This window comes from Streptomyces sp. NBC_01618 (assembly GCF_045209435.1).
In the GTDB taxonomy this organism is placed as follows: domain Bacteria; phylum Actinomycetota; class Actinomycetes; order Streptomycetales; family Streptomycetaceae; genus Streptomyces.
Genome location: NZ_CP109297.1, coordinates 3687536 through 3710094 on the forward strand (window position 1 = coordinate 3687536; position 22559 = coordinate 3710094).

Sequence of the window (22559 nt, forward strand, 5' to 3'; positions counted from 1 at the left end):
CACCATGAGCGTCCCGCCCCATGACCGGCAGCTGCCGGAGACCTCACGCACCCGCCACCGCCGTCTCCGCGAGCAGGGGAGTCTCGACCGCGACGTACTCGACGCGATTCTCGGGGCCGGCTTCGTCTGCCATCTCGGTGTCACCGTCGATGGAAACCTTCTGGTGGTCCCCACCGTCTACGGCGCCGACGGCACCACCCTCTACTTCCACGGCTCCGTCGCCAGCCGCAGCCTGATCGCCTCCCCCGAAGCGACGGTCTGTGTCACCGTCACCCATGTCGACGGCCTCGTCCTGGCGCGTTCGGTCTTCGAGCACGGCGTCAACTACCGCAGTGCCATGGTCTTCGGCACCCCCCGCCTGATCACGGACCCGGACGAGAAGCTCGCGGGCCTACGCTGCCTGACCGAGCAGGCGACGCCCGGCCAGTGGGACTACGCCCGCCGCCCCAGCCGCAAGGAACTCGCCGCGACGGCTCTACTCGCTCTGCCGCTGGACGAGGCATCGGTGAAGATACGTACCGGGGCCCCGGACGACGGCGACAGCGAGGACGCACAACTCGGCCTGTGGGCGGGCGTGCTGCCCCTGCACACGACCTGGGGCGAGCTGCAACCGGACCCCCTGCTGCCCCCGGGCATCGAGGCCCCGGCCCATCTGGCCCAACGCGCCCGCACAGCGATGAACTGAACCGAGCTGGGCGCTCACGGGGGCATCCGGAAAATTCCGGGCCGCGCTAGACCAACGGCCTGGCCGACATCAACAGATGCTGGTGGACCGGGCGCGCCGCCTCGTCCGCCGCGTCCTCATGGGACGCCCATCCCGTGACCATCGCCCGCTGGCCGGGGCCCAGCAGCTCGAACCGGACCACAGGTACGTCGAACGAGGCCAGGGCGTCCATCAGATACGACGGGTTGAAGGCGACCGTCAGCTCGTCGGTACCCCCGAGCACGGCGGGCAGACGCTGGGAGGCGACATCGTCCTCGTAACCCGCCTGCAGCAGCACCGAGTCGCCGGAGAACGTCAGGTGGAGCGGGCTGCCGCCCTCCGCGACCACGGCGACCCGCTTGACGGCCTCGACGAGGGGCGCCCGGTCCAGGACCGGGCGGACGGGGTCCACCATCGCGAACAGCTTGTCGTGGCGCGGCAGTCTGCCGTCCAGCAGACGCACCGTGGTCCGCATCCCGGCCAGTTCGAAACCGACCGAGCCGCCGTCCAGCGCGAGTTGGACCATTCCGGCCCGGCTGAAGGAGCGGGCGATCTCGGTCAGCCTGCGGGCGGAGATCACGACATCGGCCGAGACGCCGTCCTGCCCGGGCTTCCACGAAAGCGTGCGTACGGCAAACCGGTAGCGGTCCGTCGCGGCGAGGGTCATCGTGTCGCCGTCGAGCGCCAGCCGGATACCGGTCAGGGTCGGCAGCGTGTCGTCCCGGCCGGCCGCCACCGCGACATGGGCGACGGCCGCGGCGAACTCCTCCGCGTCCACCGCACCGAGCACCTCCGGCAGCGGCGGAAGCGCCGGATAGTCGTCGAACGGCAGCACCGAGAGCCCGAACCGGGCGCTGCCACCGGCCAGCGAGAACCGTGAGCCCTCGACCGCGCACTCCACCGCACCCTCGGGCAGCACCCGGCAGACATCGAGCAGCCGACGGCCCATGACCAGCACCTTCCCGGCCCGTATGGTCTCCGCCTCCACCTCGATGCGTGCGGACGCCTCGTAATCGAGACCCGAGATGCGCAGTCGCCCGTCGGCCGCCTCCAGCAGCAGCCCGCCCAGCACGGGAACGGGCGAGCGCGTGGGCAGCACACGGGCCGCCCAGGCAACGGCGTCGGTCAGTGCGCTGCGCTCCATACGAAACTCCATGGCGGCGGCCTCTCCCGGTTGTCTCGGATCGTGATCGTGAACGTGGTCCTGATCGTGATCCGAGCCTAGGGGCCGCCACTGACAACGCGAGAAGAAGCGAGCCGGTTGCGGCCGACGACAGCGGCCACCCCCGTGAGCCGCGGCCGCCGTCCCCGTGCCCCTCCCCCGAGGGCCTCGGTGCCCCTCCCCCGAAGGGGGCCGCAACCGTGTTCGGACTCTAGGACGTCGGGTAGGCGACAGAAAGATTCAGTTCGCACTGCGTGGGCCATCAGGGGTATCAGTTCGCACAGTCAAACCGGTACGATGCACTCCGGTTTTTTGGGCGGAGCGCAGGGCACGGGAGCGCGGAAGCGGAGGGTGCGTGCGCGCGCGGGAACGGGCCGACGACGTACTGCGGATGTACCGGCTGGCCCGATCCGGCGGAACGCAGGAGCTGTTGCGCTGGGTGTCCGGCCGGGCGGTGGGCTGGGCCGGACTGCTCGACGGGGATGGCACCGTCCTGCACGGTGTGTCGAGAACCCCGGACCGTACGGGCGTCGACGCAGCCGCGCTGGCCACCGAGGGCGCCAAAGAACTGGCCTTGCTCGGCGCACGGTCCTTCTCGTTCGACAGCGGTCCGTACACCGCGCTGCTGTTCCCGCTGGACGGCCCGCCCGGCGCCTCTCCCCCGGTCCTGGCCGTCGTCGCCCCGCGCCCGCTGCCGCACGGCTTGCTCGCACTGCTCGCCGACGTCGCGATGCCGCTCGCATGGTGCTGGACGGCGGAGGCCGTGGAACGCAAGCGGTGCCGCGTCGACCTGGCGGAGTCGCGCAGCCGCGAAGCGGTGCTGCATCTGCTCATGACCGGTCAGCTGCCCATCGCTCATCAGGTGGCGGGTGCACTGAAACCCACGCTGCCCGACCCCGTCCGGGTGTGCGTCGTGGAGTGCTCGGGCGGTCGCCGCGACGCGGTCGCGCGGATCTGCGCGAAGCTGTCCGGCGGCCGGTCCTGGATCGTGCGGTGCCCGGTGTACGCACGCCATCTGATCCTCATCGTGCCGACCGACCCGAACGCGGCGGAACGACCGCTCGGCCGCCGGGTCGCCGATGCGGTGGACGATTGCGTGGTGGGGGCGAGCGAGGACGTACCGCTGTCCGACACAGCGACCGGTTACCGGCAGGCGTTCCACGCCCTGGCCGTGGCCCGCGGGCTGCCCACCCGGCACGCCCGCTTCGGCTCGGCGCCGGAGGCCGCCCTGGTCGTAGGTGCGGCCGGTGCGCGGTGGGCGGACGCGCTGCTGCACCCCTTGCTCTCGTATCTGCCGCGGCGCAGCCACGACCCAGGCAGCCAGGAACTCGCGGCGACCCTCACCTCCTGGCTCGCGTTCTCCTCGCATGCGACCCAGCACCTGAAGATCCACCGGAACACCCTGACCGCACGGCTCCGGCTGATCGGCGAGCTGCTCGGCCTCGACCTGAACCGGGTCGCCGACCAGGCCGCGCTCGACCTGGCCCTGCGCATCCGCGCCACGCCCACCGTGTCCCGGACGGTCCGCCCGGACGAGGTGCCGCCGGAGCCGTCCCACCGGCTGGACGACATCCTGCGCGGCCCGGCCGTCCAGGAGTGGGCGGCCCAGCAGCTGCGCCCGCTCGCCGCGCCGGGTACCTCCGGGAACACGGCCGATCCGCGGACGACACTGCGCACCTGGCTGGACTGCGAGGCCCAACTGGGATCGACAGCGACCGCGTTGGGCATTTCGGTGCCGGGGGTCCGTAAGCGTCTCACGCGCCTCGAATCGACTCTCCGGCGCTCGCTGCTCCAGGCGCCGAGTGCGCGTTACGACCTGTGGCTGGCCTTCCGGACGCTGGATGTCGCGGGGGCCGACGCCGCCCGGTGAACCGGAACGGGGGCGCGTCCGGCGGGCATCTGCCGTGCGCGACGCCGAAGGGGCTGCGGATCTGCGGCAAGGACTGAACAGAACCGGGGACTCGACAGAACGAGACAGAACCGAGGGCTGAACAGAACGTGGTGAGGGCCGGGACGGTGCCGTCCCGGCCCTCACCACGTGTTCACGCTCCCGCGGGGCTCCTTACAGGAAGGAGTTGATCTCGATGGTCTCGGTGCGGCCGGGGCCGACGCCGATCGCGGAGATCGGGGCGCCGGACATCTCCTCCAGCGCCTTCACGTACGCCTGCGCGTTCTTCGGCAGATCGTCGAAGGTCTTGGCCTTCGTGATGTCCTCGGACCAGCCCGGCAGCATCTCGTAGACCGGCTTCGCGTGGTGGAAGTCGGTCTGGCTGTACGGGAGTTCCTCAACGCGCTTGCCGTCGATCTCGTACGCGACGCACACCGGGATCTGCTCCCAGCCGGTCAGCACGTCCAGCTTGGTGAGGAAGAAGTCGGTGAGACCGTTGACCCGGGTCGCGTACCGCGCGATGACCGCGTCGAACCAGCCGCAGCGACGGTCGCGGCCGGTGGTGACACCGCGCTCACCGCCGATCCGGCGCAGCGCCTCGCCGTCCTCGTCGAGCAGTTCCGTCGGGAACGGGCCCGCGCCGACGCGGGTGGTGTACGCCTTGAGGATGCCGATGACCCGGCTGATCTTCGTCGGGCCCACGCCGGCACCGGTGCAGGCACCGCCCGCGGTCGGGTTCGACGAGGTGACGAAGGGGTACGTGCCGTGGTCGACGTCGAGCAGCGTGCCCTGGCCGCCCTCGAAGAGGACGACCTTGCCCGCGTCGATGGCGTTGTTCAGGACCAGCGTCGTGTCGGCGACGTACGGCTTGATCTGCTCCGCGTACTGGAGCATCTCCTCGACAATCTTGCCGGGCTCGATCGCGCGCCGGTTGAAGACCTTGGCGAGGAGCTGGTTCTTCTGCTCCAGGGCGGCCTCGACCTTCTGCTCCAGGATCGACTCGTCGTAGAGGTCCTGGACGCGGATACCCACACGGTTGATCTTGTCGGCGTACGTCGGACCGATACCGCGGCCCGTCGTACCGATCTTGCGCTTCCCGAGGAACCGTTCCGTCACCTTGTCGACCGTGACGTTGTACGGGGTGATCAAATGGGCATTGCCGCTGATCAGCAGCTTGGACGTGTCCACGCCGCGGTCGTTCAGCCCACTCAGCTCGGAGAGCAGGACGGCCGGGTCGACGACGACACCGTTTCCGATGACCGGGGTACACCCCGGCGAAAGGATTCCGGAGGGGAGGAGATGAAGTGCGTACTTCTGGTCACCGACGACCACCGTGTGGCCGGCATTGTTGCCGCCTTGGTAGCGCACCACATAGTCCACGGATCCACCGAGGAGGTCGGTGGCCTTTCCCTTGCCCTCGTCACCCCACTGAGCACCGAGCAGCACAAGTGCGGGCACAGGCGTACACCCCTTCCGGGCGGGGCATGTCCAAGGTCAGGGGGCGTACGTAAACGTCGTACATGCCGTACGACGTTGTACGACAAGGCCTGAACCGTCGAACCGGGTGCCCCGGAATAGACGAAGCCCCTGGCGCAATAGCGCAAGGGGCTCTTGCACCAAGATGCTACCCGAGGAAGGACCCAGGTGTCGGCTGCCCAGCCCCCCGGCGACGGTGCGCACCAGCTGCTGGTGGTCATCGACCCGGTAGCCCGCCGGACCGACGGCGAGTCCGTCCGCATCGCGAAGGACGTGCTCAGTGCCGGTTCGCACGCCAAGATCTGCCTGCCCGACGGGCCCGAGGAGTTCGCGCGGGCCTTGTCCCGCCGGGGAAGTCGGCGGCCGGTGGTGGTCGGTGACGACCGGGCGCTGAGGCGGGCGGTGGCCCTGCTGCACCAAGAGCGGGAGCCGGCCGGGAACGCGCTCGCGCTGATCCCGGTCGGCGCCGCGGCCGCGCTGGAACTCGCGCATTCGCTCGGCGTGCCCCGGGGTGCGGTGGCGGCGGCGCGCACCGCGCTGGACGGTGCCGTCCGCAAGCTCGACCTGCTGGTCGACGACAGCGACGGCGTCGTCCTGGGCGCGGTGCGCATCCCTGCCCTGAGCGCGCTGCCCGGCGCGGTGGCCGACCGTACGGGGGTCACAGCGGTCTGGGACTCCTGCCGCTCCCTGGTCCGCACCCTGGTGCGCCCCACCCCGCCGCCGCCGTCCCCCGCACCGCCGCGCACGCACCGGCTGCGGGTCGAGGCGGACGGCGTCCTGCTGAACGACCTGGACCGCCCGGTCGAGTCGGTGACGGTCACCTCGCAGGGCGGCGACGGCGGCCTCGCGGAGGTGGTGATCCGCCCTCCCTCGGCCGACCCGGTCACGGCGGAGGCGAAGGCCGTCACGGTCTCAGGCGCGGACTTCCGCTACCGCGCGGACATACAGGTCGGCGGCCCGGTCCGGACGCGGACGTGGACGGTGCGGGCGGGCGCCTGGGGGCTGATGCTGCCGGTGGTGGTCGAGGGGTAGTCTCCGGCGCGGGGCAGCTCGGACGGGCCGAGTGGGGCCGGGCTGGGCTGGGAGAAGGGTGGGGCTGCGGATGTCGGACGGTGCGGGCGAGGCGGACAGACCGGGGACGGGCACGGGGGCGGTGCGGTCGCGCCCGGTCGCGCTGGATCTGCCGGGGACGGCGAAGGCGCTGGAGCGGTACCGGACCTCGGCCTGGCGCTGGCTCGGTGGCGGCGCGGTGGGGCTGTGGTCGGCGGTGTCCCTCGCGGTGTGCCTGGACGGGTGGCCCGGGTCTCCGACGCTCGGCGGTTTCAGCGGGGCGTTGCTGGTGGGCGGGGCCGTGGTGAGGCACCGGGCCCGGCGGATGCGGCGGGTGCTCGGCGCCCGGCCATGGGTGGCCCACTCCTCGGTCGCCCTGCAGCGCGGCAACAGTGGGGCTGCCGTGGTGCTGAGCGGGCCCGGAACGGGTGAGCTGCTTCCGCTGGTCCCGTCGACGCCGCAATGGCGCCTCGCGCTGCTGAACGGCCCCGGCGGGATGCTGTGGTGGTGCGGCGATCCCCGCAAGGGAGGTGTGCTGGCGCCACCCGGCGGTACGGAGCTGATCTGGGCGAAGCCCGTGCGGGGCCGCCGGGCGCGTTCGATCGTGGCCGGCCCGCAGGTCAGCGACCTCCGCACGCGCCCGGCCCCGCCCCAGCCGCAGATCACTGCGGGCGCTATGGGCGCTATGGGCCATGCGGGTGTGGTCGGGGCGGCGGAGGCTGTCACGGAGGCGGAGGCGGAGGCCGCGGTGTCGGCGCCGGTGGTGGAGGCGCGGAGGCGGCGACCCTGGTGGCGGGGGATCTTCCGCTGGGTGTTCGTCCTCGGCTGCCTCCTCATGGCGCTCGCCACCTGGTGGTCGGTGACGTCCGATGACGACCCGTACGTCGATCTGACGGTGATCGGTGAGCGCGGTGACGGCCGCTGTGTCGTGCGGTGGACCGATCCGTTCGACGGGCAGGAACGCACGGGGCCGTTCCGCTGTGCCCGGTACCGGGCCTCGGTCGAGGGCTACGAGAGCGGCTTCGTCGTGTCGTACCCGCCGTTCAAAGGCGACCTGTACGACTCGGAGCTGCGCGGCACATCGGCCTTCATGGTGACGGACGCCGTCGGGTTCAGCGGGCTGGCGCTGACCGCGTTCGTGGCCGTCGGCGGGGTGGTCCGGCTGGCCGTACGGGGGCCGTTGCGAAGCCGGAGACTGCCGCCGCACGCGCTGCCCGACCGCCCGTGGGTGCGTAGCGGACCCGACGCCGGGCCGGGCGCCGGTCGGGGCGCGCGCCCCGACGTCGGATCGGACACGCGACCGGGCGCCGGACCGGACGCGCGACCGGATGCCCCGCCCGACGTGGAACCCGGCCCCGCGCCCGCGCCGCCGCGCTGAACGGGGTCCTGGGGCTCTGCACCGCCCGGCGGACGTTCGGCTTCGGGCGTGCGCGCCCCGGGACCTACCCCTGCTTACGCTCCCCTGCCGTCGGGAGATCCAGCGTCTTGCGGTGCTCGCGCCAGCGGTCCATCATCCCGCCCAGCTCCACGTGCACGAACTTGAAGAACGCCGCCGTCTCGGCGAGCCGGGCACCGGCCGGGGTGTGCTCGCCCAGGGTGCGGGCGCCTTCCTTGAGCGTGCTCTCCCAGCGGGTGAGCACCCGGTCGCGGCTGGCGAAGGTGGTGTACCAGACCTCGTCGTGCAGGCGGTAGCGGTCGCGGCGCGAGCCCGGGTCGCGTTCGCGGCCGACCATGCTGACCTGGGTGAGGTAATTGACCGCGCCGGACACGGCCGCCGGGCTGATCTGCAACGCAATGGCGAGCTCGGCGGAGGTCATCGACCCGTCGTCGTCCGCGAGGAGCGCGGCGAAGACACGGGACGCCATCCGCTGCATCCCCGCCTCGGTCATCTCGGACGCGAACCGCTCCACGAACCGCGACACGGCCTCCGCGTCGCGCTCGTCGCGCGTGTTCTGTTTGGTTTCGCTGGTCATCGACCGATCGTCTCCCCTGATTCCCGGCCCCCGCCGTGCCCCCAACTTTATACGGTTCCTTAACTTCACAAATTTGTGAAAGTAGCGTACCTTCAGAAACATGACGAAGGCGATCACGGTGGCCGGGCTACACAAATCCTTCGGCCGGACACACGCACTGGACGGCCTCGACCTCACGGTCGAGACCGGCGAGGTCCACGGCTTCCTCGGGCCCAACGGGTCCGGGAAGTCCACCACCATCCGGGTGCTGCTGGGTCTGCTGCGGGCCGAATCCGGCGCCGCCCAGCTGCTCGGCCGCGACCCCTGGATCGACGCGGTGGAGCTCCACAGACGCGTGGCGTACGTCCCGGGTGACGTCACGCTGTGGCGCAACCTCTCCGGCGGCGAGGTGATCGACCTGTACGGGCGGCTGCGCGGCGGCCTCGACCCGGCCCGGCGCGCCGACCTCGTCGAGCGGTTCGAGCTCGATCCGACGAAGAAGGGGCGTACGTACTCCAAGGGCAACCGGCAGAAGGTCGCCCTCGTCGCCGCGTTCGCCTCCGATGTGGATCTGCTGATCCTCGACGAGCCGACGAGCGGGCTCGATCCGCTGATGGAGGAGGTCTTCCAAAGCTGCGTCGCCGAGGAGCGGGCGCGCGGGCGGACGATCCTGCTGTCCAGCCACATCCTCAGCGAGGTCGAATCACTCTGCGACCGGGTCAGCATCATCCGCCAGGGGCGGACGGTGGAGACGGGTTCGCTGGCGGACATGCGCCATCTGACGCGTACGAACATCAGCGCCGAGCTGGCCGGTGCGCCCAACGGGCTCGCGCGGCTGCCCGGCGTCCATGACCTCGACATCCAGGGCCTGCGGGTCACGCTCCAGGTCGACACGGACAAGCTGGACGCCGTCCTCAAGTCGCTCTCCGCATCGGGTGTACGGACGCTGACCAGCACCCCGCCCACCCTGGAGGAGCTCTTCCTGCGTCACTACGCGGCCGGCGCGACGGACGGCGGCGAGGGTGCGGAGGTGGCGGCGCGATGACTGCCGTGACCACGACCGCGCCGACCGGTGCAGAGCGCCGGACCGGCGCCGGGCCCAGGGCCGGGGCAGGACAGCTCGCCGGTACCTGGACCCTGCTGAGGCTCGCGTTGCGGCGCGACCGGATCATGATGCCGATCTGGGTGATCGTGCTCGGCGGCTCCTTCTCGTCCGTCGGCAGGTCCTTCGCCTCGCTGTACGACACCGCCGCCGGGCGCGCCGAACTCGCCGCGTCGATGAACGCCAACAGCTCGCTCCGTGCGCTGTACGGGCCGGTCTTCAACGACTCCGTCGGCGGGCTCGTCAGCTGGCGGATGGTCGGCTTCGGTGGAGCGATGGCGGCCGTGATGAGCCTGATCGTCGTCATCCGGCACACCCGGGAGGAAGAGGAGACCGGCCGTCAGGAGATGCTCTCCTCCGCCATGGTGGGGCGCCGCGCCCCGTTGACCTCCGCGCTCCTCGCCGCGCTGGTCGCCAACGCCGCGCTGGCGCTGGTGATCGCGGCCGGTATGGCCGGGTCCGGCGCGGGCGGCGCCGGAGCGGTGGCGCTCGCCCTGGCGGTCGCCGGGATCGGTGTGCTGTTCGCCTGCACCGCCGCGATCACCGCGCAGTTCACCGAGAGCGCCCAGCTCGCGAAGGGGCTCACGGCGGCGGTGATCGGAGCCGCGTTCTTCCTGAAGGCGGCGGGCGACTCGGCGGCGGACGACGGCTCGTCCGTGCTGACCTGGCTCTCCCCCATCGGCTGGGCGGAGAACGTGCGCGCGTACGCGGACGAACGCTGGTGGGTGCTGCTCGTCATCGTCGCCGCCGTCGCCGTCCAGGCCGCCCTCGCCTACTCCCTGACCGGGCGGCGCGATGTCGGCATGAGCTTCCTGGCGACCCGGCCCGGCCCGGCGCAGGGGCGGATCTCCACGGCGTTCGGTCTGGCGCTGCGGCTCCAGCGCGGTGCGCTGATCGGCTGGACGCTGTCCTTCGCCGCGGTCGGTGTCGCCTTCGGCGGGCTGACCGGCGGGGCGGCGGACCTCGTCGGCGACAACGCGAAGACGAAGGAGATCTTCGAGCGGATGGGCGGGCAGGCAGGCCTGACCGACGCGTTCCTCGCGGCGATGGTCTCCATGCTCGGGATGATCGCGGCGCTGTACATCGTCGCGTCGGTGCTGCGGCTGCACGGCGAGGAGACCGCCGGGCGAGCCGAACCGGTCCTGGCGGGCGCAGTCGGCCGGATCGGGTGGGCGGCCGGTCATCTGGTCATCGCGTTCGGCGGCGCGGCCCTGATCATGGCGGTGGGCGGCCTCGGCCTGGCCGCCGGTTACGGACATGAACTCCCGGCCGTGCTGGGTGCGTCGCTGGTGCAGCTGCCCGCGGTCTGGCTGCTGGGCGGGATGGCGGTCCTGCTGTACGGGGCGCTCCCGAAGGCGGCGGTGGCGTCCTGGGGCGTGGCGGGGATATGCCTGGCGCTGGGGTGGATCGGGCCGGCGATCGATCTGCCGCAGCCGGTGATGGACGTGTCCCCGTTCACGCATCTGCCGAAGCTGCCGGGGGGCACGGGGATGGAATGGGGGCCGGTGCTGGCACTCACCGCGGCTGCGGTGGTGCTGGTGGGGGCGGGGGTGACGGCGCTGCGGAGACGCGATGTCCTCACGTGACGGGGCGGGAGGGTTGCCTCGGGATGAGGGCGGGGCTCCCTCGGAGGTGCAACCTTCCCGTGGTGCGCCCGCGTCCCCCAGATCATGGATAACCGACACGAAGCCGTCCGGGGAGTCGCCGGATGCATGGTCGTCGCCGCCGGTGGGACCGCAGGGATGCTGGCCTGGGCTCCCTACGGCGGGCGCGGCATCTTCGACGGCTTCGAGGGCGAGTCGGAGTGGGATGTGCTCTGGCTCGGGCTGCCGGTCATGACTCTGGGCGGCATCGCTGCCGGAATCGCCCTCTTCGCCCTCGTCCGGGGAAAGTGGCGGCATGCGCTCGGGGCGGGGGTGTTCCTCACGGCCCTCGTCGGCTTCGGGGTCGCGTTCGACGTACTGGCGGGCCCGCCGCTGAACTGCGGTCCGGGACCGGCGTGCTGAGTCCCGGCCCCCGCCCCTCCCCCTGTTCCTTCGCTCCCTTCGCTCCCTTCGCTCCCTTCGCTCCCTCCGCTCCCTCCGCTCCCTCCGTCACAGCTCGACGCGCAGTTCCTTCAGGCCCCTGATCACATAGCCCGGGTTCCACTCGGGCTCGGCCGTCAGGCACAGGTTCGGGGCGCGGCGCAGCAACTCACCGAAGGAGGCGGCAAGTTCGACCCGGGCCAGCGGGGCGCCCAGGCAGAAGTGGATGCCCGCGCCGAAGCTGACGTGCGGGTTCTCCCGGCGGGTCAGGTCCAGGGTTTCGGGGGCCGGGAAGCGGGCCGGGTCGCGGTTCGCGGAGCCGAAGAGGAGGGCGACCTCGGAGCCGCGCGGAATGACCGTGCCGTCGATCTCGATCTCGTCGAGGACCCAGCGCTCGAAGAGCTGGAGCGGGGTGTCGTACCGCATCAGCTCCTCGATCGCCGTCGGCAGCAGCCCGTGGTCGGCGCGCAGGGCGGCCAGCTGCTCGGGGTGGCGCAGCAGGGCCCACCAGCCGTTCACCGTGGTGTTGACGGTCGCCTCGTGGCCCGCGTTGAGCAGCAGCACGCAGGTGGAGATCATCTCCTGTTCGCTCAGCCGCTCCCCCTCGTCGTGGGCGGCGATGAGTGCGGAGATCAGATCCGTACCCGGATTCCTGCGCCGCTCCTTGATCAGCTCGCGCAGATACGCGGAGAAGTCGAGCGAGGCGCGGACAGCGGCGCGGGCGGTGTCGTCGGACGGGTTGAGTTCGTACATGCCGCAGATCGCCGCCGACCAGGGCCGCAGCGGGGCGCGGTCGGACTCCGGGATGCCGAGCATCTCGGCAATGACGGCGACGGGCAGCGGCTCGGCGACCGCCGTGAGTAGATCGCCGCCGCCCGCCTCGACGAACGAGTCGACCAGCCCGGCGGCGAGCCGTCGCACGGTCGGGACGAGCTGCTCGACCGTACGCGGGGTGAACGCCTTGGAGACCAGGCGGCGGATCCGGGTGTGGTCGGGGGCCTCCAGGTCGAGGAGCCCCTGCCCGTTGAGAGTGTGGAAGGGCTCGTGCTCGGCGGGCGGTGGCGTACGGCCGAACTCCTCGTGGGTGAAGCGGTGCAGGTACGTACGGCCCAGGCGGCGGTCGCGCAGCAGGGCGGACACGTCGGAGTGGTGCGGTACGAGCCACTGGTCGGTGGGCTCGAAGTAATGCACCCGGCCGGTGGCACGCAGCCCGGCGTAGGCGGGGTACGGGTCGGCGACGAACGCCGACGACCAGGGGTCGAAGGGGCGGAAGGGATCGAAGGAGCCATCGGCCGCGGAACTGGAAGACGGGTACATGTACGGACGCTAACCGGACGGGACGGCCGCCGACCACCCTCCCCGGACGCCCCACCGCCGACCGCCTCGGCCCGGCGCGGCGCGGCTCGGCCCACCTCGGCCCGGCCCACCTCGGCCCGGCGCGGCTCGGCCCACCTCGGCGCGGCGCGATTCGGCGCGACTCGGCCCGGCCCGGCGCGGCTCAGGAAGGTGTGACCAGCCGGGCCTCGTACGCGAAGACGGCCGCCTGCGTGCGGTCGCGCAGCCCCAACTTCACCAGGATGCGGCTCACATGCGTCTTGATGGTGGACTCGGCGACCACGAGATGGGAGGCAATCTCCGCGTTGGACCGGCCCTGGGCGATGAGCACGAGCACCTCCGTCTCGCGCTCCGTGAGGTCGCCGACCCGGGCGAAGGCGGGCGGTCGCGGGACCTCGGCGAGCTTGGAGAACTCGTTGATCAGCCGCTTGGTGACCGCCGGGGCGAGCAGCGCCTCACCGGCGGCCACCACCCTTACTCCGTCGGCGAGTTGACGGGCGGAGGCATCCTTGAGCAGGAAGCCGGACGCCCCCGCCCGCAACGCCTGGTACACGTACTCGTCCAGGTCGAAGGTGGTCAGCACCAGCACCTTGGCGTCCGCGTCGGCGGCGACGATCTCACGGGTGGCCTCGATGCCGTTGAGTTCCGGCATCCGGATGTCCATCAGCACCACGTCGGGGCGCAGCGCCGCGACCTGCGCGATGGCCTGCCGGCCGTCGACGGCCTCACCGACGACCTCGATCCCCGGCATGGCGTTGAGCAGCACCGAGAACCCCTCGCGGACCATCATCTGGTCGTCGACGATCAGCACCCGGATGGACGGAGCGGCGGAGTTGGAGGCGGAGGAGGGGGAGAGAGAAGAGGAGAAGAGAGAAGAGGTCATGCCTGCTCCACCTGCTCCACCAGCGCCTCGTGCGACTCATGCGCCTTGTGCGACTCGTGCGGCTCGTCCGGATCGCGGGCGAGCTGGACGGGGATGAACACGGTGATCTCGTAACCGCCCTCCGCCGTCTGCTCGGCCGTCATGTCGCCGTCCAGCATCGCGACCCGCTCCCGCATCCCCGTGATCCCGTGGCCGGCCCCCGGCGAGGGCCTCACCGGACCGGTCGGCGGCCCGTTGACGACCCGCAGACCGAGTCCGCCCAGCACATAGCCGATCTCGACCTTCGCGGTGGCGCCCGGTGCGTGGCGCAGCGTGTTGCTGAGGGCTTCCTGAATGATCCGGTACGCCGACAGCTCGACGCCCTGCGGCAGTTCACGCACCGCGCCCGTGATCGTCTTCTCCGTCTCCAGACCCGCCTCGCGCACATTGGCGAGGAGCCCGTCGAGCTGGGCGAGGGTGGGCTGCGGGGCGTCCGGCGCCTGGTAGTCCTCGGCCCGTACGACGCCGAGGACCCGGCGCAGTTCGGTGAGGGCGGCGACCGCGTTCTCCCGGATCGTGACGAAGGCCTGCTCCAGCTCGGGCGGCGGATTCTCCACCCGGTACGGGGCGGCCTCGGCCTGGATCGCGACGACCGACATGTGGTGGGCGACCACGTCGTGCAGCTCGCGGGCGATGGTGGTGCGCTCCTCCAGGAGCGTGCGCCGGTCGCGTTCGACGGCGGTCACGGTGCGCTGCACGGTCACCTCGCGCTCCGCCTCGCGACGGATCTGCACCACGGCCACCACCAGCAGCGCGAACGCGGAGCTCACGGCCATGCCCGCGGTGGTGGTCCCGGGCCGCCAGACGGCGTTCTCCATGACCGTGCCGAGCAGCACGGTGAAGCCCCACATCCAGCCGGCGGTACGCCGCCCGGTCCTGGCCGCGACGACGACCAGCACGACCAGGTGCGCGAAGAACGAGCTCGCCCCCCACGGCCACCCGCTGCCGACGACCACCGCGGTCACCGGGGTCAGCAGCAACGACATCCAGAACGCCCCGACCGGCCTGACCAGCGTCATCACGACACAGACGGCCGGGAACACCGCGATCACCTTGGCGAGGGGAAAGTCCAGCCCGGCGATCCCCGTCAGGAAGGCAATAAGCGCCGCCGCCACCACCAGCCCGTGCGGCGCCCATGCGGCACGCGCCCGTATCCGCTTCGGCAGCAGACGGATCAGCGGCCCGTCGGTCCGCAGCGGCGACATCGGGCGGTAGGCGAACGCATCGTGGATGAGCGCCTTCCGGAGGCCGCCCAACGCCCCCGTGGCCATCCGGTACTCCGGACTTCTGCTCTTGGTCTCGGTCACGTTTCCAAGGTAGGGGCCGGACCGGCGCGGGTCGTCAGCAGTGATACGGATCCTGCGCCGTCCGTCGCAAGTACTACGGGGCCCGCACCTCCGTCGGACCCCGGCTCACCAGGCGAGCTGGGCGAGCTCCTCCGCCACCACCGCGCACGCGTCGCTCGCCGGATCGATCAGCGGGTAGTGGCCGACGTCGGGGAGCAGGGTCAGGCCCACCGTCTCGCCCGCCTTGGCCGCCGCGTCGACGAACGCCTCCGCGACGGCCTGCGGCACATCGATGTCGGTGGTGCCCTGCACGACGGTGGTCGCGATGCCGGTGGGCAGCAGCACGGCCGGGTCGGCGTGCGCGGCCCGCTCCTCGAAGTCCTCCTCGCGGCCGAGGAACTGGCCGACCGCCCCCGAGCACACATTCAGTTCGACGGCCGTGGTGAAGTCGGCGATCGGCGCGAGCGCGACGACGCCCCGCAGCGGCGGCGGTGCGGGCAGCCGCCACGGCGAGCCTTCGGGCAGTACGTGCCGGGCGGCGGCCCACAGGGCGAGCTGCCCGCCGGCGGAGTGCCCGGTGACGACGATCCGCCGGGCGTCGGCCTCCGGGAGCTCCCGGGCCAGCAGCGCCGGCAGCGCGTCCATCGCCGCGGCGACATCGTCGAAGGTCTCCGGCCAACGGCCCGCGACCGGACCGGAACCCCGCTGCTGCGGGATCTCGCTGCCCCGCCGGTACTCGACACTGGCCACGGCGAAACCGCGCCGGGCCAGGAAGTCCGCGAACGGCGACGCATGCCGGCGGTCGTACGGCGCCCGCCACGCCCCGCCGTGCAGGACGACCACGACCGGCGCACCGGCCCGGCCATCGCGCGGGGCGTAGAAGTCGATCAGCTGGTCGGGGTGGTTGCCGTAGACGGCGGACGCGTCGGGGGCGACCGGTGGATGCGAGAGGGCCGACTCTGTCTCGGCTGCGTCACGATCACGCGCGGCAGAATCCGACATGCTGCTCCAACCGTCCTGTTGCTGTGCCCAACTGGCCTGACCTGCGGGGACGGTACCAGTACGGAAGGCTCCCGTCCCCGCCGAGGATCACGGCAGGAGCTCAGCTCCCCCAGCGGCGTCCGCCTACCCCTCCGGCTACCCCTCTGCCTGCCTCTCCGCCAGCACCTCGCCCAGCACCCGCGCCGCCCGCTCCGCGTCCGCGAAACCCACGTACAGCGGGGTGAACCCGAACCGCAGCACGTCCGGCCGTCGCAGATCCCCGACGACGCCCCGTGCGATGAGCGCGCTCATCACCGGCTCCGCGTCCTCGCACCGCAGCGCGACCTGGCTGCCGCGTTCCGCGTGCGCGGCCGGGGTGAGGGAGGTGACCCGGCCCTCGGGCACGTACGCGGCGACGCACTCCAGGAAGAAGTCCGTCAGCGCCAGGGACTTGGCCCGTACCGCCTCGACCGACACCCCGTTCCACACGTCGAGCGACGCTTCGAGCGCCAGCATGGACAGGATGTCGGGGGTGCCGACCCGGCCCCGTACGGCACCGTCCGCCGGGGCGTACCCGGGTGTCATGCCGAACGGGTCGGCGTGCGACGTCCACCCCGGCAGGGGCGAGTCGAAGGCCGCCTGGTGGCGCTCGGCGACGTAGAGGTAGGCGGGCGAACCGGGGCCGCCGTTCAGGTACTTGTACGTGCAGCCGACCGCGAGGTCCACACCGTGCGCGTCGAGCCCGACGGGCAGGGCGCCCGCGCTGTGGCACAGGTCCCAGACGGCGAGGCCGCCCGCCGCGTGCACGGCGGCGGTGAGTCCGGGCAGGTCGTGGAGCCTGCCGATGCGGTAGTCGACATGGTTGAGCAGGACGGCGGCGGTACGCGGACCGAGGGCGTCCGGTACGTCGGCGGGAGCGACCGGGACGAGCCGGTGGCCGGTCATCCGGGCCGCGGACGCGGCGATGTACCCGTCCGTGGGGAACGTCGTCGCGTCGACGAGGATCTCGTCGCGTCCCTCGGGCGCCAGCCGGGTCGCGGCGACGACGGCCTTGAAGACGTTCACGCTGGTGGAGTCACCGACGACGATCTGCCCGGCGGCGGCCCCGACGAGTGGGGCCACCCGGTCGCCGATCCGCTCGGGCGCGGTCCACCAGCCGCTCTCGTCCCAGGACCGGATGCGCAGCTCGCCCCACTCGCGGGTGAGGACCTCCTGCACCCGGGCGGGTACGTGGGCGGGCAGGGCGCCCAGCGAGTTGCCGTCGAGGTAGACGGTGTCGTCGAGGGCGAACAGCTTGCGCAGATCGGCGAGCCGGTCGGCGGCGTCGAGTGCCGCGGCCCGCGCGGCGAAGGTCTCAGACATGGCTGCGCGCCGTCCACAGCTCGGGGAAGACGTTCTTCGTGGCCCGCTTCTCCAGCCACGCGACCCCGGCGGAACCGCCGGTACCGGTCTTCGAGCCCATCGCGCGCCGGGTGGCGACGAGATGGTCGTTGCGCCAGCGCCACACCAGTTCGCCGACGTCGGTCAGCGCCTCGCCGAGCCTGACCAGTTCGTCGTGCTGGTCGGGGTTGGCGTAGATCGCCGCCCAAACGGCCTCGACCTCGGGGGACGATTCGTACTTCTGCGTGAGGTCCCGGCCGAGCACGGCCTGCGGTATGGGGTGGCCGCGCCGGGCGAGCAGGGCGAGCGTCTCGTCGTACAGGCTCGGTTCGGCGAGCGCCTTCTCCAGCTCGGCGTGGACGCGGGGCGCGCCCCGGTGCGGCACGAGCATGGACGTGGACTTGTCGCCCAGCAGGAACTCCATCCGCCGGTACATCGCCGACTGGAAGCCGGAGCCCTCGCCGAGGGCGGCGCGGTAGGAGTTGAACTGGGCGGGGGTGAGCTGGGCGAGCGGCGTCCAGGAGGCGTTGAGCGCCTCCAGTTCCCGCACCGACCGCTTGAGCGCGTCGCGTGCGACGGTCAGCCGGTCCTCGCGCAGGGCGTGCGCGGCGGTCTCCCACTCGTGGACGATGACGGTGAACCACAGCTCCATGACCTGGGTGGTGACCAGGAAGACCATTTCGCCCGGGTCGTCGGAGCGAAGGTGCTGGAGATGGGTCAGGACATCCGCCTGGACATAGTCCTCGTACGGAGTCGTTCCCGCGAAGTCGAGGTGCGGGGTCTGCGCACCGGTGGCTTCGGGGTCGGGGTGGATCGTCGACATTGCTGTCTCCTCGACACGAGCTTCCGGGTAGCGGTCCGCCCCTTCCGTGAGGTGGTGGAGCTCCGGTCCCCTGTCGGCATACTAGACGGGGCCCGCGGGAGTGCGCAGACCCCGCAGACGTGGGGCTCTGTCTGCGGGGTCCGGTATGGATGCGACCGGCCGGATACGACCGGTCGCGTACGTCCGCCGGTGAACGTTCAGCCGTGAACGTCCGGCCGAGGGGTCTCCGCGTCTAGCCGAGGGTCTCCGCGGCGGTCGGCGAGGAGTCGCGGAGGAAGGTCGAGCAGCGCTCGTACTCCTCCTGCTCACCGATCGCCTGGGCGGCCCGCGCCAGGGCGTGCAGGGCGCGCAGGAAGCCGCGGTTCGGCTCGTGCTCGAACGGTACGGGGCCGTGGCCCTTCCAGCCGGCCCTGCGCAGCGCGTCGAGGCCGCGGTGGTAGCCGGTACGGGCGTACGCGTACGACTCGATGACGCGGCCGCCCTCGAACGCCTCGTCGGCGAGCTGTGCCCAGGCCAGGGAGGAGGTCGGGTACTTCGCGGCGACATCGGCGGGGGCCGTGCCGTTCGCGAGCAGTTCGCGCGGCTCCGGGTCGTCGGGCAGGTGGGTCGGGGGAGGTCCCCCGAGCAGGTTCTCGTGGATCGACATGAGTTCAAGTGTGCCTGTCACCTGCGCGCCGGGGTACCCGGGCGCCGTACGGAGGGCTGGTTCACGCCGGGGTACCCAGGCGCCGTACGGAAGGCTGGTTCACGCCGGGGCGCCCGTAGCGGGTCAGTTCGCGCCCTGATCGCCCGTCTCCTCCCGCACGGGCTCCAGGGGCGGGGCGGCGACGCCGCAGTGCACCGTGCACTCGGGCCGCGGCTTCTCCTCCTCGTCCGCCGTGCCGGCGGGCTTCCGTACGGTCGCCCAGGCGATCAGCGAGCCCAGTACGAGCAGCCCGGCGCACATCGGCATGGCCCGCCGGAACGTCGCGGCGAACTCGCCGGCGTTCCGGTACGCCTCCGGGCCCATTCCGGCGAGCAGCGGCAGCGCGGCCACCGCGATCAGCCCGGCGGCGCGGGCGGCCGCGTTGTTGATCCCGCTGGCGAGGCCGGCGCGTGCGGTGTCCACGGAGGCCAGCACGGTCGCGGTGAGCGGGGCCACCACGGTGACGAGTCCGACGCCGAGCAACCCGACCGCGGGGAGCACATCGGTGAAGTAGCCGGAGACGGAGTTCGCTCCCGGCCCGACCCGCAGCATCAGCAGCATTCCGGCCGCGGCGACCAGCGGGCCGACGGTGAGCGGGATGCGGGGCCCGATGCGCTGCCCCAGCTCGCCCGAGGACGCCGAGAACAGCAGCATCAGCACGGTCGTGGGCAGCAGGGCCGTGCCCGCGCCGAGGGCCGAGTACCCGGCCACGACCTGGAGCTGGATCGCCGAGAGGAAGAAGTAGCCGCCGAGCGCCGCGTACACGCAGAGGGTGATGATGTTGACGACGGTGAACTGCCGGGACGCGAACACCGACGGCGGCAGCATCGGGTCCGGCCGCCGCCGCTCCACCCGCACGAACGCCGCCCCGAGCACGATCCCGCCGACGGCCGCCCCGATCACCGCACCGGACGCCCCCTGTCCCGGCGCCTCGATCAGCGCGTACGTCACCAGGGCGAGGGCGAGCGCGCCGAGCACGGCGCCCAGCACGTCGAAGCGCCCGCGTGCGTGCGGGTCACGCGACTCCGGTACGTGGCGCAGCGCCACCGGCAGACAGACCGCGGCGAGCGGCACGTTGAGCAGGAACACCCACCGCCAGCCGGGTCCGTCGACGAGCCATCCGCCGACGAACGGCCCGACGGCGGCGCCGACCCCGCTGAGCCCCGACCACAGCCCGACGGCGCGGGCCCGGTCGTCCGGATGGAAGCTCGCCTGGATCAGCGCCAGCGAACCGGGGGTGAGGAGCGCCCCGCCGATGCCCTGGAGGGCGCGGGCGGCGATCAGGACGGCGGCGTTCGGCGCGATGCCGCACAGCACGGACGCGGTGGCGAACCAGACGACGCCGACGACGAAGACCCGCCGCCGCCCGTACCGGTCACCGAGGGCACCCCCGAGGAGGATCAGCCCGGCGAGCGTCAGCATGTAGGCGTTGACGGTCCACTGGAGGGCGGCCAGGTCGGTGCCGAGGTCCTTGCCGATGCGGGGCAGGGCGACGTTGATGACGGTGGAGTCCAGCATGGCCATGCTGGAGCCGAGGACGGTGGTGAGGACGACCCAGCGTCCGAGTGCGGAGGCGACACGAATCTCACCGGCGGGTGTTTCGCCCATGCGAGCAGCATCGCCGCTACGGGGCACTCCGGCCAGTCCGGGTCCGGCCGCTCTGCTCGTCACCCGCGCTCGCAGTGCGTGAGCGCTGAGTAATGTGTCGCGAGCGCTGAGTAATGTGTGCGGAAATGTCCCGGTTCCGGAGATGGATTCCATGGATGACGACGAGACCCGCTCCGCAGACGCGGGTGCGGGCACGGGCTCCGGCCCCCACCGCAGACGCAGCGCCGCCATCGGCCAGGTGGTGCCGAGGACCGCCGTGATCGCCGGCGGCGGTGCGCTGGCGATCTGGGAGCCCGCCTTCACGCTCGGCGCCTACAACGTCGTCTTCTACTACCAACTGCTCACCCTCTGGGCCGTGTCGACCGCCGTGATGCTGACCGCCCTGCTGATGCGCGAACGCGGGCCGCGGCACGGCTGGGTGTACTGGGCCTGTCTGGCCCTGCCCAGCGTGTGGATCGTCATCGCCGCCGTCGTGCCCCGCCACAACGGCTGGCCGGACAAGACGCTTTTCCTGGTGGGCGGCATCCTCAGCATCGTCGGCACCCCGCTGCTGGTCTGGGTGCTCCTGCACCTCCTGCTGTTCGGGGAGTCGGAGCTCTCCGCGCGCCAGCGAAGGACGGTCATCGGCGTCGTCGTGGTCGTCGGCGTGCTCGCCTACGGGCTCGGCCAGTTGAACCACGTCTTTCTCACCTGCGGGGACTTCGACATCAGCGGAAACAGCGTCCCTTCCGGATGCCGGCCGGGACACGCCTCCCCGCTCGGCTGACGCACTGCGCCCGGCGCCCGGCAGGAAACGCGCTCGGCCTTCGCCGCCGGTCGGGCAGCCGTCCGCTGTCCCACGGCCTCCAGCGCCCGCCCTGAACCGGTCCGCGACCCCGTCCCACTGGACGCACCAGGTGCCCCGGCGGTCGACGACGGTGTCGAAGTCAAGCGCGCACTGGAACTCACGGCGGCCCCTCATATCTTTCTCGAACATGCCGTGGGCCCGGCACCCCCAGGGGTACCGGGCCCACGGCCACACGTCGTACCGGCCGCTACTTCAGCTTGGTACCGGTGGAACGCAGGTTGGCGCAGGCCTCCGTGACGCGCTTGGCCATGCCCGCCTCGGCGGACTTGCCCCAGCTGCGCGGGTCGTAGACCTTCTTGTTGCCGACCTCGCCGTCGACCTTCAGCACACCGTCGTAGTTGCGGAACACGTGGTCCACGATCGGGCGGGTGAAGGCGTACTGGGTGTCGGTGTCGAGGTTCATCTTCACGACGCCGTTCTCCAGCGCGGTGGCGATCTCCTGCTCGGTGGAGCCGGAGCCGCCGTGGAAGACGAAGTCGAACGGGGACGCCTGGCCGTACTTGGCGGCGACGCCCTCCTGGAGGTCCTTCAGCAGCTCGGGACGGAGCACGACGTTGCCCGGCTTGTAGACGCCGTGGACGTTGCCGAAGGAGGCGGCCAGCAGGTAGCGGCCCTTCTCGCCCAGGCCGAGCGCCTCGGCGGTACGCAGCGCGTCGTCGACGGTCGTGTACAGCTCGTCGTTGATCTCGTGCGTGACGCCGTCCTCCTCGCCACCGGTCGGGGTGATCTCGACCTCAAGAATGATCTTGGCGGCGGCGGCCTTGGCGAGCAGCTCCTGGCCGATGGCCAGGTTGTCGGCGAGGGTCTCGGCCGAACCGTCCCACATGTGCGACTGGAACAGCGGGTTCTGGCCCTGGGCGACGCGCTCGGCGGAGATGTCGAGCAGCGGACGTACGTAACCGTCCAGCTTGTCCTTGGGGCAGTGGTCGGTGTGCAGCGCGACCGTGACGTCGTACTTGGCGGCGACGATGTGCGCGAACTCGGCGAGGGCGACGGCGCCCGTGACCATGTCCTTGTTGTGCTGGCCGCCCAGGAACTCCGCCCCACCGGTGGAGATCTGGACGATGCCGTCGCTCTCCGCCTCCGCGAAGCCGCGCAGTGCAGCGTGCAGGGTCTGGGTCGACGTCACATTGATGGCCGGGTAGGCGAACTTGCCTGCCTTCGCCCGGTCGAGCATCTCGGCGTAGACCTCGGGGGTTGCGATGGGCATCTGTCCGCTCCTTGGGATGTGCGGGTGTGCGTTGCTGGTTCCCTGACCTGGGGGCGACGTCATCGTCGCCCCCATCTTCCCAGACTCTCGCTCCGGCTCCACCCGGCCTACTGCCCCCGTGCCCG

Annotated in this window: 20 protein-coding genes; 8 read left to right on the plus strand and 12 right to left on the minus strand. The window is 71.8% G+C overall.

Annotated elements, in window-relative coordinates:
- Positions 1-4 precede the first annotated feature (4 nt).
- The gene (locus OH735_RS17230) at positions 5-685 is read left to right on the plus strand and encodes a pyridoxamine 5'-phosphate oxidase family protein (RefSeq protein ID WP_406386605.1); all 681 of its coding nucleotides are present in this window, start codon (positions 5-7) and stop codon (positions 683-685) included.
- Between the two features lie 46 nt (positions 686-731).
- Here the strand turns inward: OH735_RS17230 and dnaN are convergent, their stop codons facing one another.
- Positions 732-1859, minus strand: a complete 1128-nt coding sequence (dnaN, locus tag OH735_RS17235) for a DNA polymerase III subunit beta (protein WP_406382424.1) — start codon at positions 1857-1859, stop codon at positions 732-734.
- A 397-nt stretch (positions 1860-2256) separates the two neighbouring features.
- On the opposite strand from dnaN, the gene OH735_RS17240 reads away from it, so the two are divergent.
- Positions 2257-3735: a helix-turn-helix domain-containing protein gene (locus tag OH735_RS17240; RefSeq protein ID WP_406386607.1), complete on the plus strand. Its 1479-nt coding sequence runs from the start codon at positions 2257-2259 to the stop codon at positions 3733-3735.
- Positions 3736-3927: 192 nt separating this feature from the next.
- On the opposite strand, the gene OH735_RS17245 is transcribed toward OH735_RS17240, so the two are convergent.
- On the minus strand, positions 3928-5211 hold the full coding sequence (locus tag OH735_RS17245) for an adenylosuccinate synthase (protein ID WP_266906188.1): 1284 nt from the start codon (positions 5209-5211) through the stop codon (positions 3928-3930).
- Between the two features lie 186 nt (positions 5212-5397).
- Here OH735_RS17245 and OH735_RS17250 point away from each other — a divergent pair, with 186 nt between their 5' ends.
- Positions 5398-6261 (plus strand): diacylglycerol kinase, encoded by an 864-nt coding sequence (locus OH735_RS17250; RefSeq protein WP_406382425.1) that lies wholly within the window; start codon positions 5398-5400, stop codon positions 6259-6261.
- Between the two features lie 70 nt (positions 6262-6331).
- Positions 6332-7657 carry a hypothetical protein gene (locus OH735_RS17255; RefSeq protein ID WP_406382426.1) on the plus strand — a complete coding sequence of 442 codons (1326 nt, stop codon included), beginning with the start codon at positions 6332-6334 and terminating at the stop codon, positions 7655-7657.
- Positions 7658-7721: 64 nt separating this feature from the next.
- Here OH735_RS17255 and OH735_RS17260 read toward each other — a convergent pair whose 3' ends face one another.
- Positions 7722-8252, minus strand: a complete 531-nt coding sequence (locus OH735_RS17260; RefSeq protein ID WP_406382427.1) for a GbsR/MarR family transcriptional regulator — start codon at positions 8250-8252, stop codon at positions 7722-7724.
- Positions 8253-8352: 100 nt separating this feature from the next.
- On the opposite strand from OH735_RS17260, the gene OH735_RS17265 reads away from it, so the two are divergent.
- From OH735_RS17265 to OH735_RS17275, 3 genes are all read left to right on the plus strand, one after another.
- Positions 8353-9276 carry an ATP-binding cassette domain-containing protein gene (locus tag OH735_RS17265; RefSeq protein ID WP_406382428.1) on the plus strand — a complete coding sequence of 308 codons (924 nt, stop codon included), beginning with the start codon at positions 8353-8355 and terminating at the stop codon, positions 9274-9276.
- Positions 9273-10919, plus strand: coding sequence for an ABC transporter permease (locus OH735_RS17270; protein WP_406382429.1), 1647 nt, complete (start codon positions 9273-9275; stop codon positions 10917-10919). Before OH735_RS17265 ends, OH735_RS17270 begins: the two co-directional genes overlap by 4 nt.
- Positions 10920-11003: 84 nt before the next feature.
- On the plus strand, positions 11004-11339 hold the full coding sequence (locus OH735_RS17275) for a hypothetical protein (protein WP_406382430.1): 336 nt from the start codon (positions 11004-11006) through the stop codon (positions 11337-11339).
- 87 nt (positions 11340-11426) lie between these two features.
- Here the strand turns inward: OH735_RS17275 and OH735_RS17280 are convergent, their stop codons facing one another.
- The 8 genes from OH735_RS17280 to OH735_RS17315 all read right to left on the minus strand — a co-directional run bounded on the left by OH735_RS17280 (position 11427) and on the right by OH735_RS17315 (position 20377).
- Complete coding sequence (locus OH735_RS17280; RefSeq protein ID WP_406382431.1) at positions 11427-12674, minus strand: cytochrome P450; 1248 nt, start codon at positions 12672-12674, stop codon at positions 11427-11429.
- Between the two features lie 181 nt (positions 12675-12855).
- Positions 12856-13575 (minus strand): response regulator, encoded by a 720-nt coding sequence (locus tag OH735_RS17285; protein WP_406382432.1) that lies wholly within the window; start codon positions 13573-13575, stop codon positions 12856-12858.
- Positions 13572-14921: a sensor histidine kinase gene (locus tag OH735_RS17290; protein ID WP_406382433.1), complete on the minus strand. Its 1350-nt coding sequence runs from the start codon at positions 14919-14921 to the stop codon at positions 13572-13574. The genes OH735_RS17285 and OH735_RS17290 overlap by 4 nt, the downstream gene beginning before the upstream one ends.
- 105 nt (positions 14922-15026) lie before the next feature.
- Positions 15027-15902 (minus strand): alpha/beta hydrolase family protein, encoded by an 876-nt coding sequence (locus OH735_RS17295; protein ID WP_406382434.1) that lies wholly within the window; start codon positions 15900-15902, stop codon positions 15027-15029.
- Between the two features lie 135 nt (positions 15903-16037).
- Positions 16038-17243 carry a kynureninase gene (gene kynU / locus OH735_RS17300; RefSeq protein WP_406382435.1) on the minus strand — a complete coding sequence of 402 codons (1206 nt, stop codon included), beginning with the start codon at positions 17241-17243 and terminating at the stop codon, positions 16038-16040.
- Positions 17236-18084 carry a tryptophan 2,3-dioxygenase family protein gene (locus tag OH735_RS17305; protein ID WP_406382436.1) on the minus strand — a complete coding sequence of 283 codons (849 nt, stop codon included), beginning with the start codon at positions 18082-18084 and terminating at the stop codon, positions 17236-17238. The genes kynU and OH735_RS17305 overlap by 8 nt, the downstream gene beginning before the upstream one ends.
- A gap of 232 nt (positions 18085-18316) precedes the next feature.
- Positions 18317-18730 carry a DUF3151 domain-containing protein gene (locus tag OH735_RS17310; protein ID WP_093899369.1) on the minus strand — a complete coding sequence of 138 codons (414 nt, stop codon included), beginning with the start codon at positions 18728-18730 and terminating at the stop codon, positions 18317-18319.
- Positions 18731-18853: 123 nt separating this feature from the next.
- Positions 18854-20377: an MFS transporter gene (locus OH735_RS17315; protein ID WP_406382437.1), complete on the minus strand. Its 1524-nt coding sequence runs from the start codon at positions 20375-20377 to the stop codon at positions 18854-18856.
- 151 nt (positions 20378-20528) lie between these two features.
- On the opposite strand from OH735_RS17315, the gene OH735_RS17320 reads away from it, so the two are divergent.
- Positions 20529-21143: a hypothetical protein gene (locus OH735_RS17320; RefSeq protein WP_406386958.1), complete on the plus strand. Its 615-nt coding sequence runs from the start codon at positions 20529-20531 to the stop codon at positions 21141-21143.
- Between the two features lie 268 nt (positions 21144-21411).
- Here OH735_RS17320 and fbaA read toward each other — a convergent pair whose 3' ends face one another.
- The gene (fbaA, locus tag OH735_RS17325) at positions 21412-22434 is read right to left on the minus strand and encodes a class II fructose-bisphosphate aldolase (RefSeq protein ID WP_406382438.1); all 1023 of its coding nucleotides are present in this window, start codon (positions 22432-22434) and stop codon (positions 21412-21414) included.
- Between the last annotated feature and the right edge of the window lie 125 nt (positions 22435-22559).

What these genes read in the sequence shown, in the direction of transcription:
- OH735_RS17230 (WP_406386605.1), top strand. Translation starts at nt 5, where the DNA reads ATGAGCGTCCCGCCCCATGACCGGCAGCTGCCGGAGACCTCACGCACC.
- dnaN (WP_406382424.1), bottom strand. Translation starts at nt 1,859, where the DNA reads ATGGAGTTTCGTATGGAGCGCAGCGCACTGACCGACGCCGTTGCCTGG.
- OH735_RS17240 (WP_406386607.1), top strand. Translation starts at nt 2,257, where the DNA reads ATGTACCGGCTGGCCCGATCCGGCGGAACGCAGGAGCTGTTGCGCTGG.
- OH735_RS17255 (WP_406382426.1), top strand. Translation starts at nt 6,332, where the DNA reads ATGTCGGACGGTGCGGGCGAGGCGGACAGACCGGGGACGGGCACGGGG.
- OH735_RS17260 (WP_406382427.1), bottom strand. Translation starts at nt 8,252, where the DNA reads ATGACCAGCGAAACCAAACAGAACACGCGCGACGAGCGCGACGCGGAG.
- OH735_RS17265 (WP_406382428.1), top strand. Translation starts at nt 8,353, where the DNA reads ATGACGAAGGCGATCACGGTGGCCGGGCTACACAAATCCTTCGGCCGG.
- OH735_RS17270 (WP_406382429.1), top strand. Translation starts at nt 9,273, where the DNA reads ATGACTGCCGTGACCACGACCGCGCCGACCGGTGCAGAGCGCCGGACC.
- OH735_RS17275 (WP_406382430.1), top strand. Translation starts at nt 11,004, where the DNA reads ATGGATAACCGACACGAAGCCGTCCGGGGAGTCGCCGGATGCATGGTC.
- OH735_RS17280 (WP_406382431.1), bottom strand. Translation starts at nt 12,674, where the DNA reads ATGTACCCGTCTTCCAGTTCCGCGGCCGATGGCTCCTTCGATCCCTTC.
- OH735_RS17285 (WP_406382432.1), bottom strand. Translation starts at nt 13,575, where the DNA reads ATGACCTCTTCTCTCTTCTCCTCTTCTCTCTCCCCCTCCTCCGCCTCC.
- OH735_RS17295 (WP_406382434.1), bottom strand. Translation starts at nt 15,902, where the DNA reads ATGTCGGATTCTGCCGCGCGTGATCGTGACGCAGCCGAGACAGAGTCG.
- kynU (WP_406382435.1), bottom strand. Translation starts at nt 17,243, where the DNA reads ATGTCTGAGACCTTCGCCGCGCGGGCCGCGGCACTCGACGCCGCCGAC.
- OH735_RS17305 (WP_406382436.1), bottom strand. Translation starts at nt 18,084, where the DNA reads ATGTCGACGATCCACCCCGACCCCGAAGCCACCGGTGCGCAGACCCCG.
- OH735_RS17310 (WP_093899369.1), bottom strand. Translation starts at nt 18,730, where the DNA reads ATGTCGATCCACGAGAACCTGCTCGGGGGACCTCCCCCGACCCACCTG.
- OH735_RS17315 (WP_406382437.1), bottom strand. Translation starts at nt 20,377, where the DNA reads ATGGGCGAAACACCCGCCGGTGAGATTCGTGTCGCCTCCGCACTCGGA.
- OH735_RS17320 (WP_406386958.1), top strand. Translation starts at nt 20,529, where the DNA reads ATGGATGACGACGAGACCCGCTCCGCAGACGCGGGTGCGGGCACGGGC.
- fbaA (WP_406382438.1), bottom strand. Translation starts at nt 22,434, where the DNA reads ATGCCCATCGCAACCCCCGAGGTCTACGCCGAGATGCTCGACCGGGCG.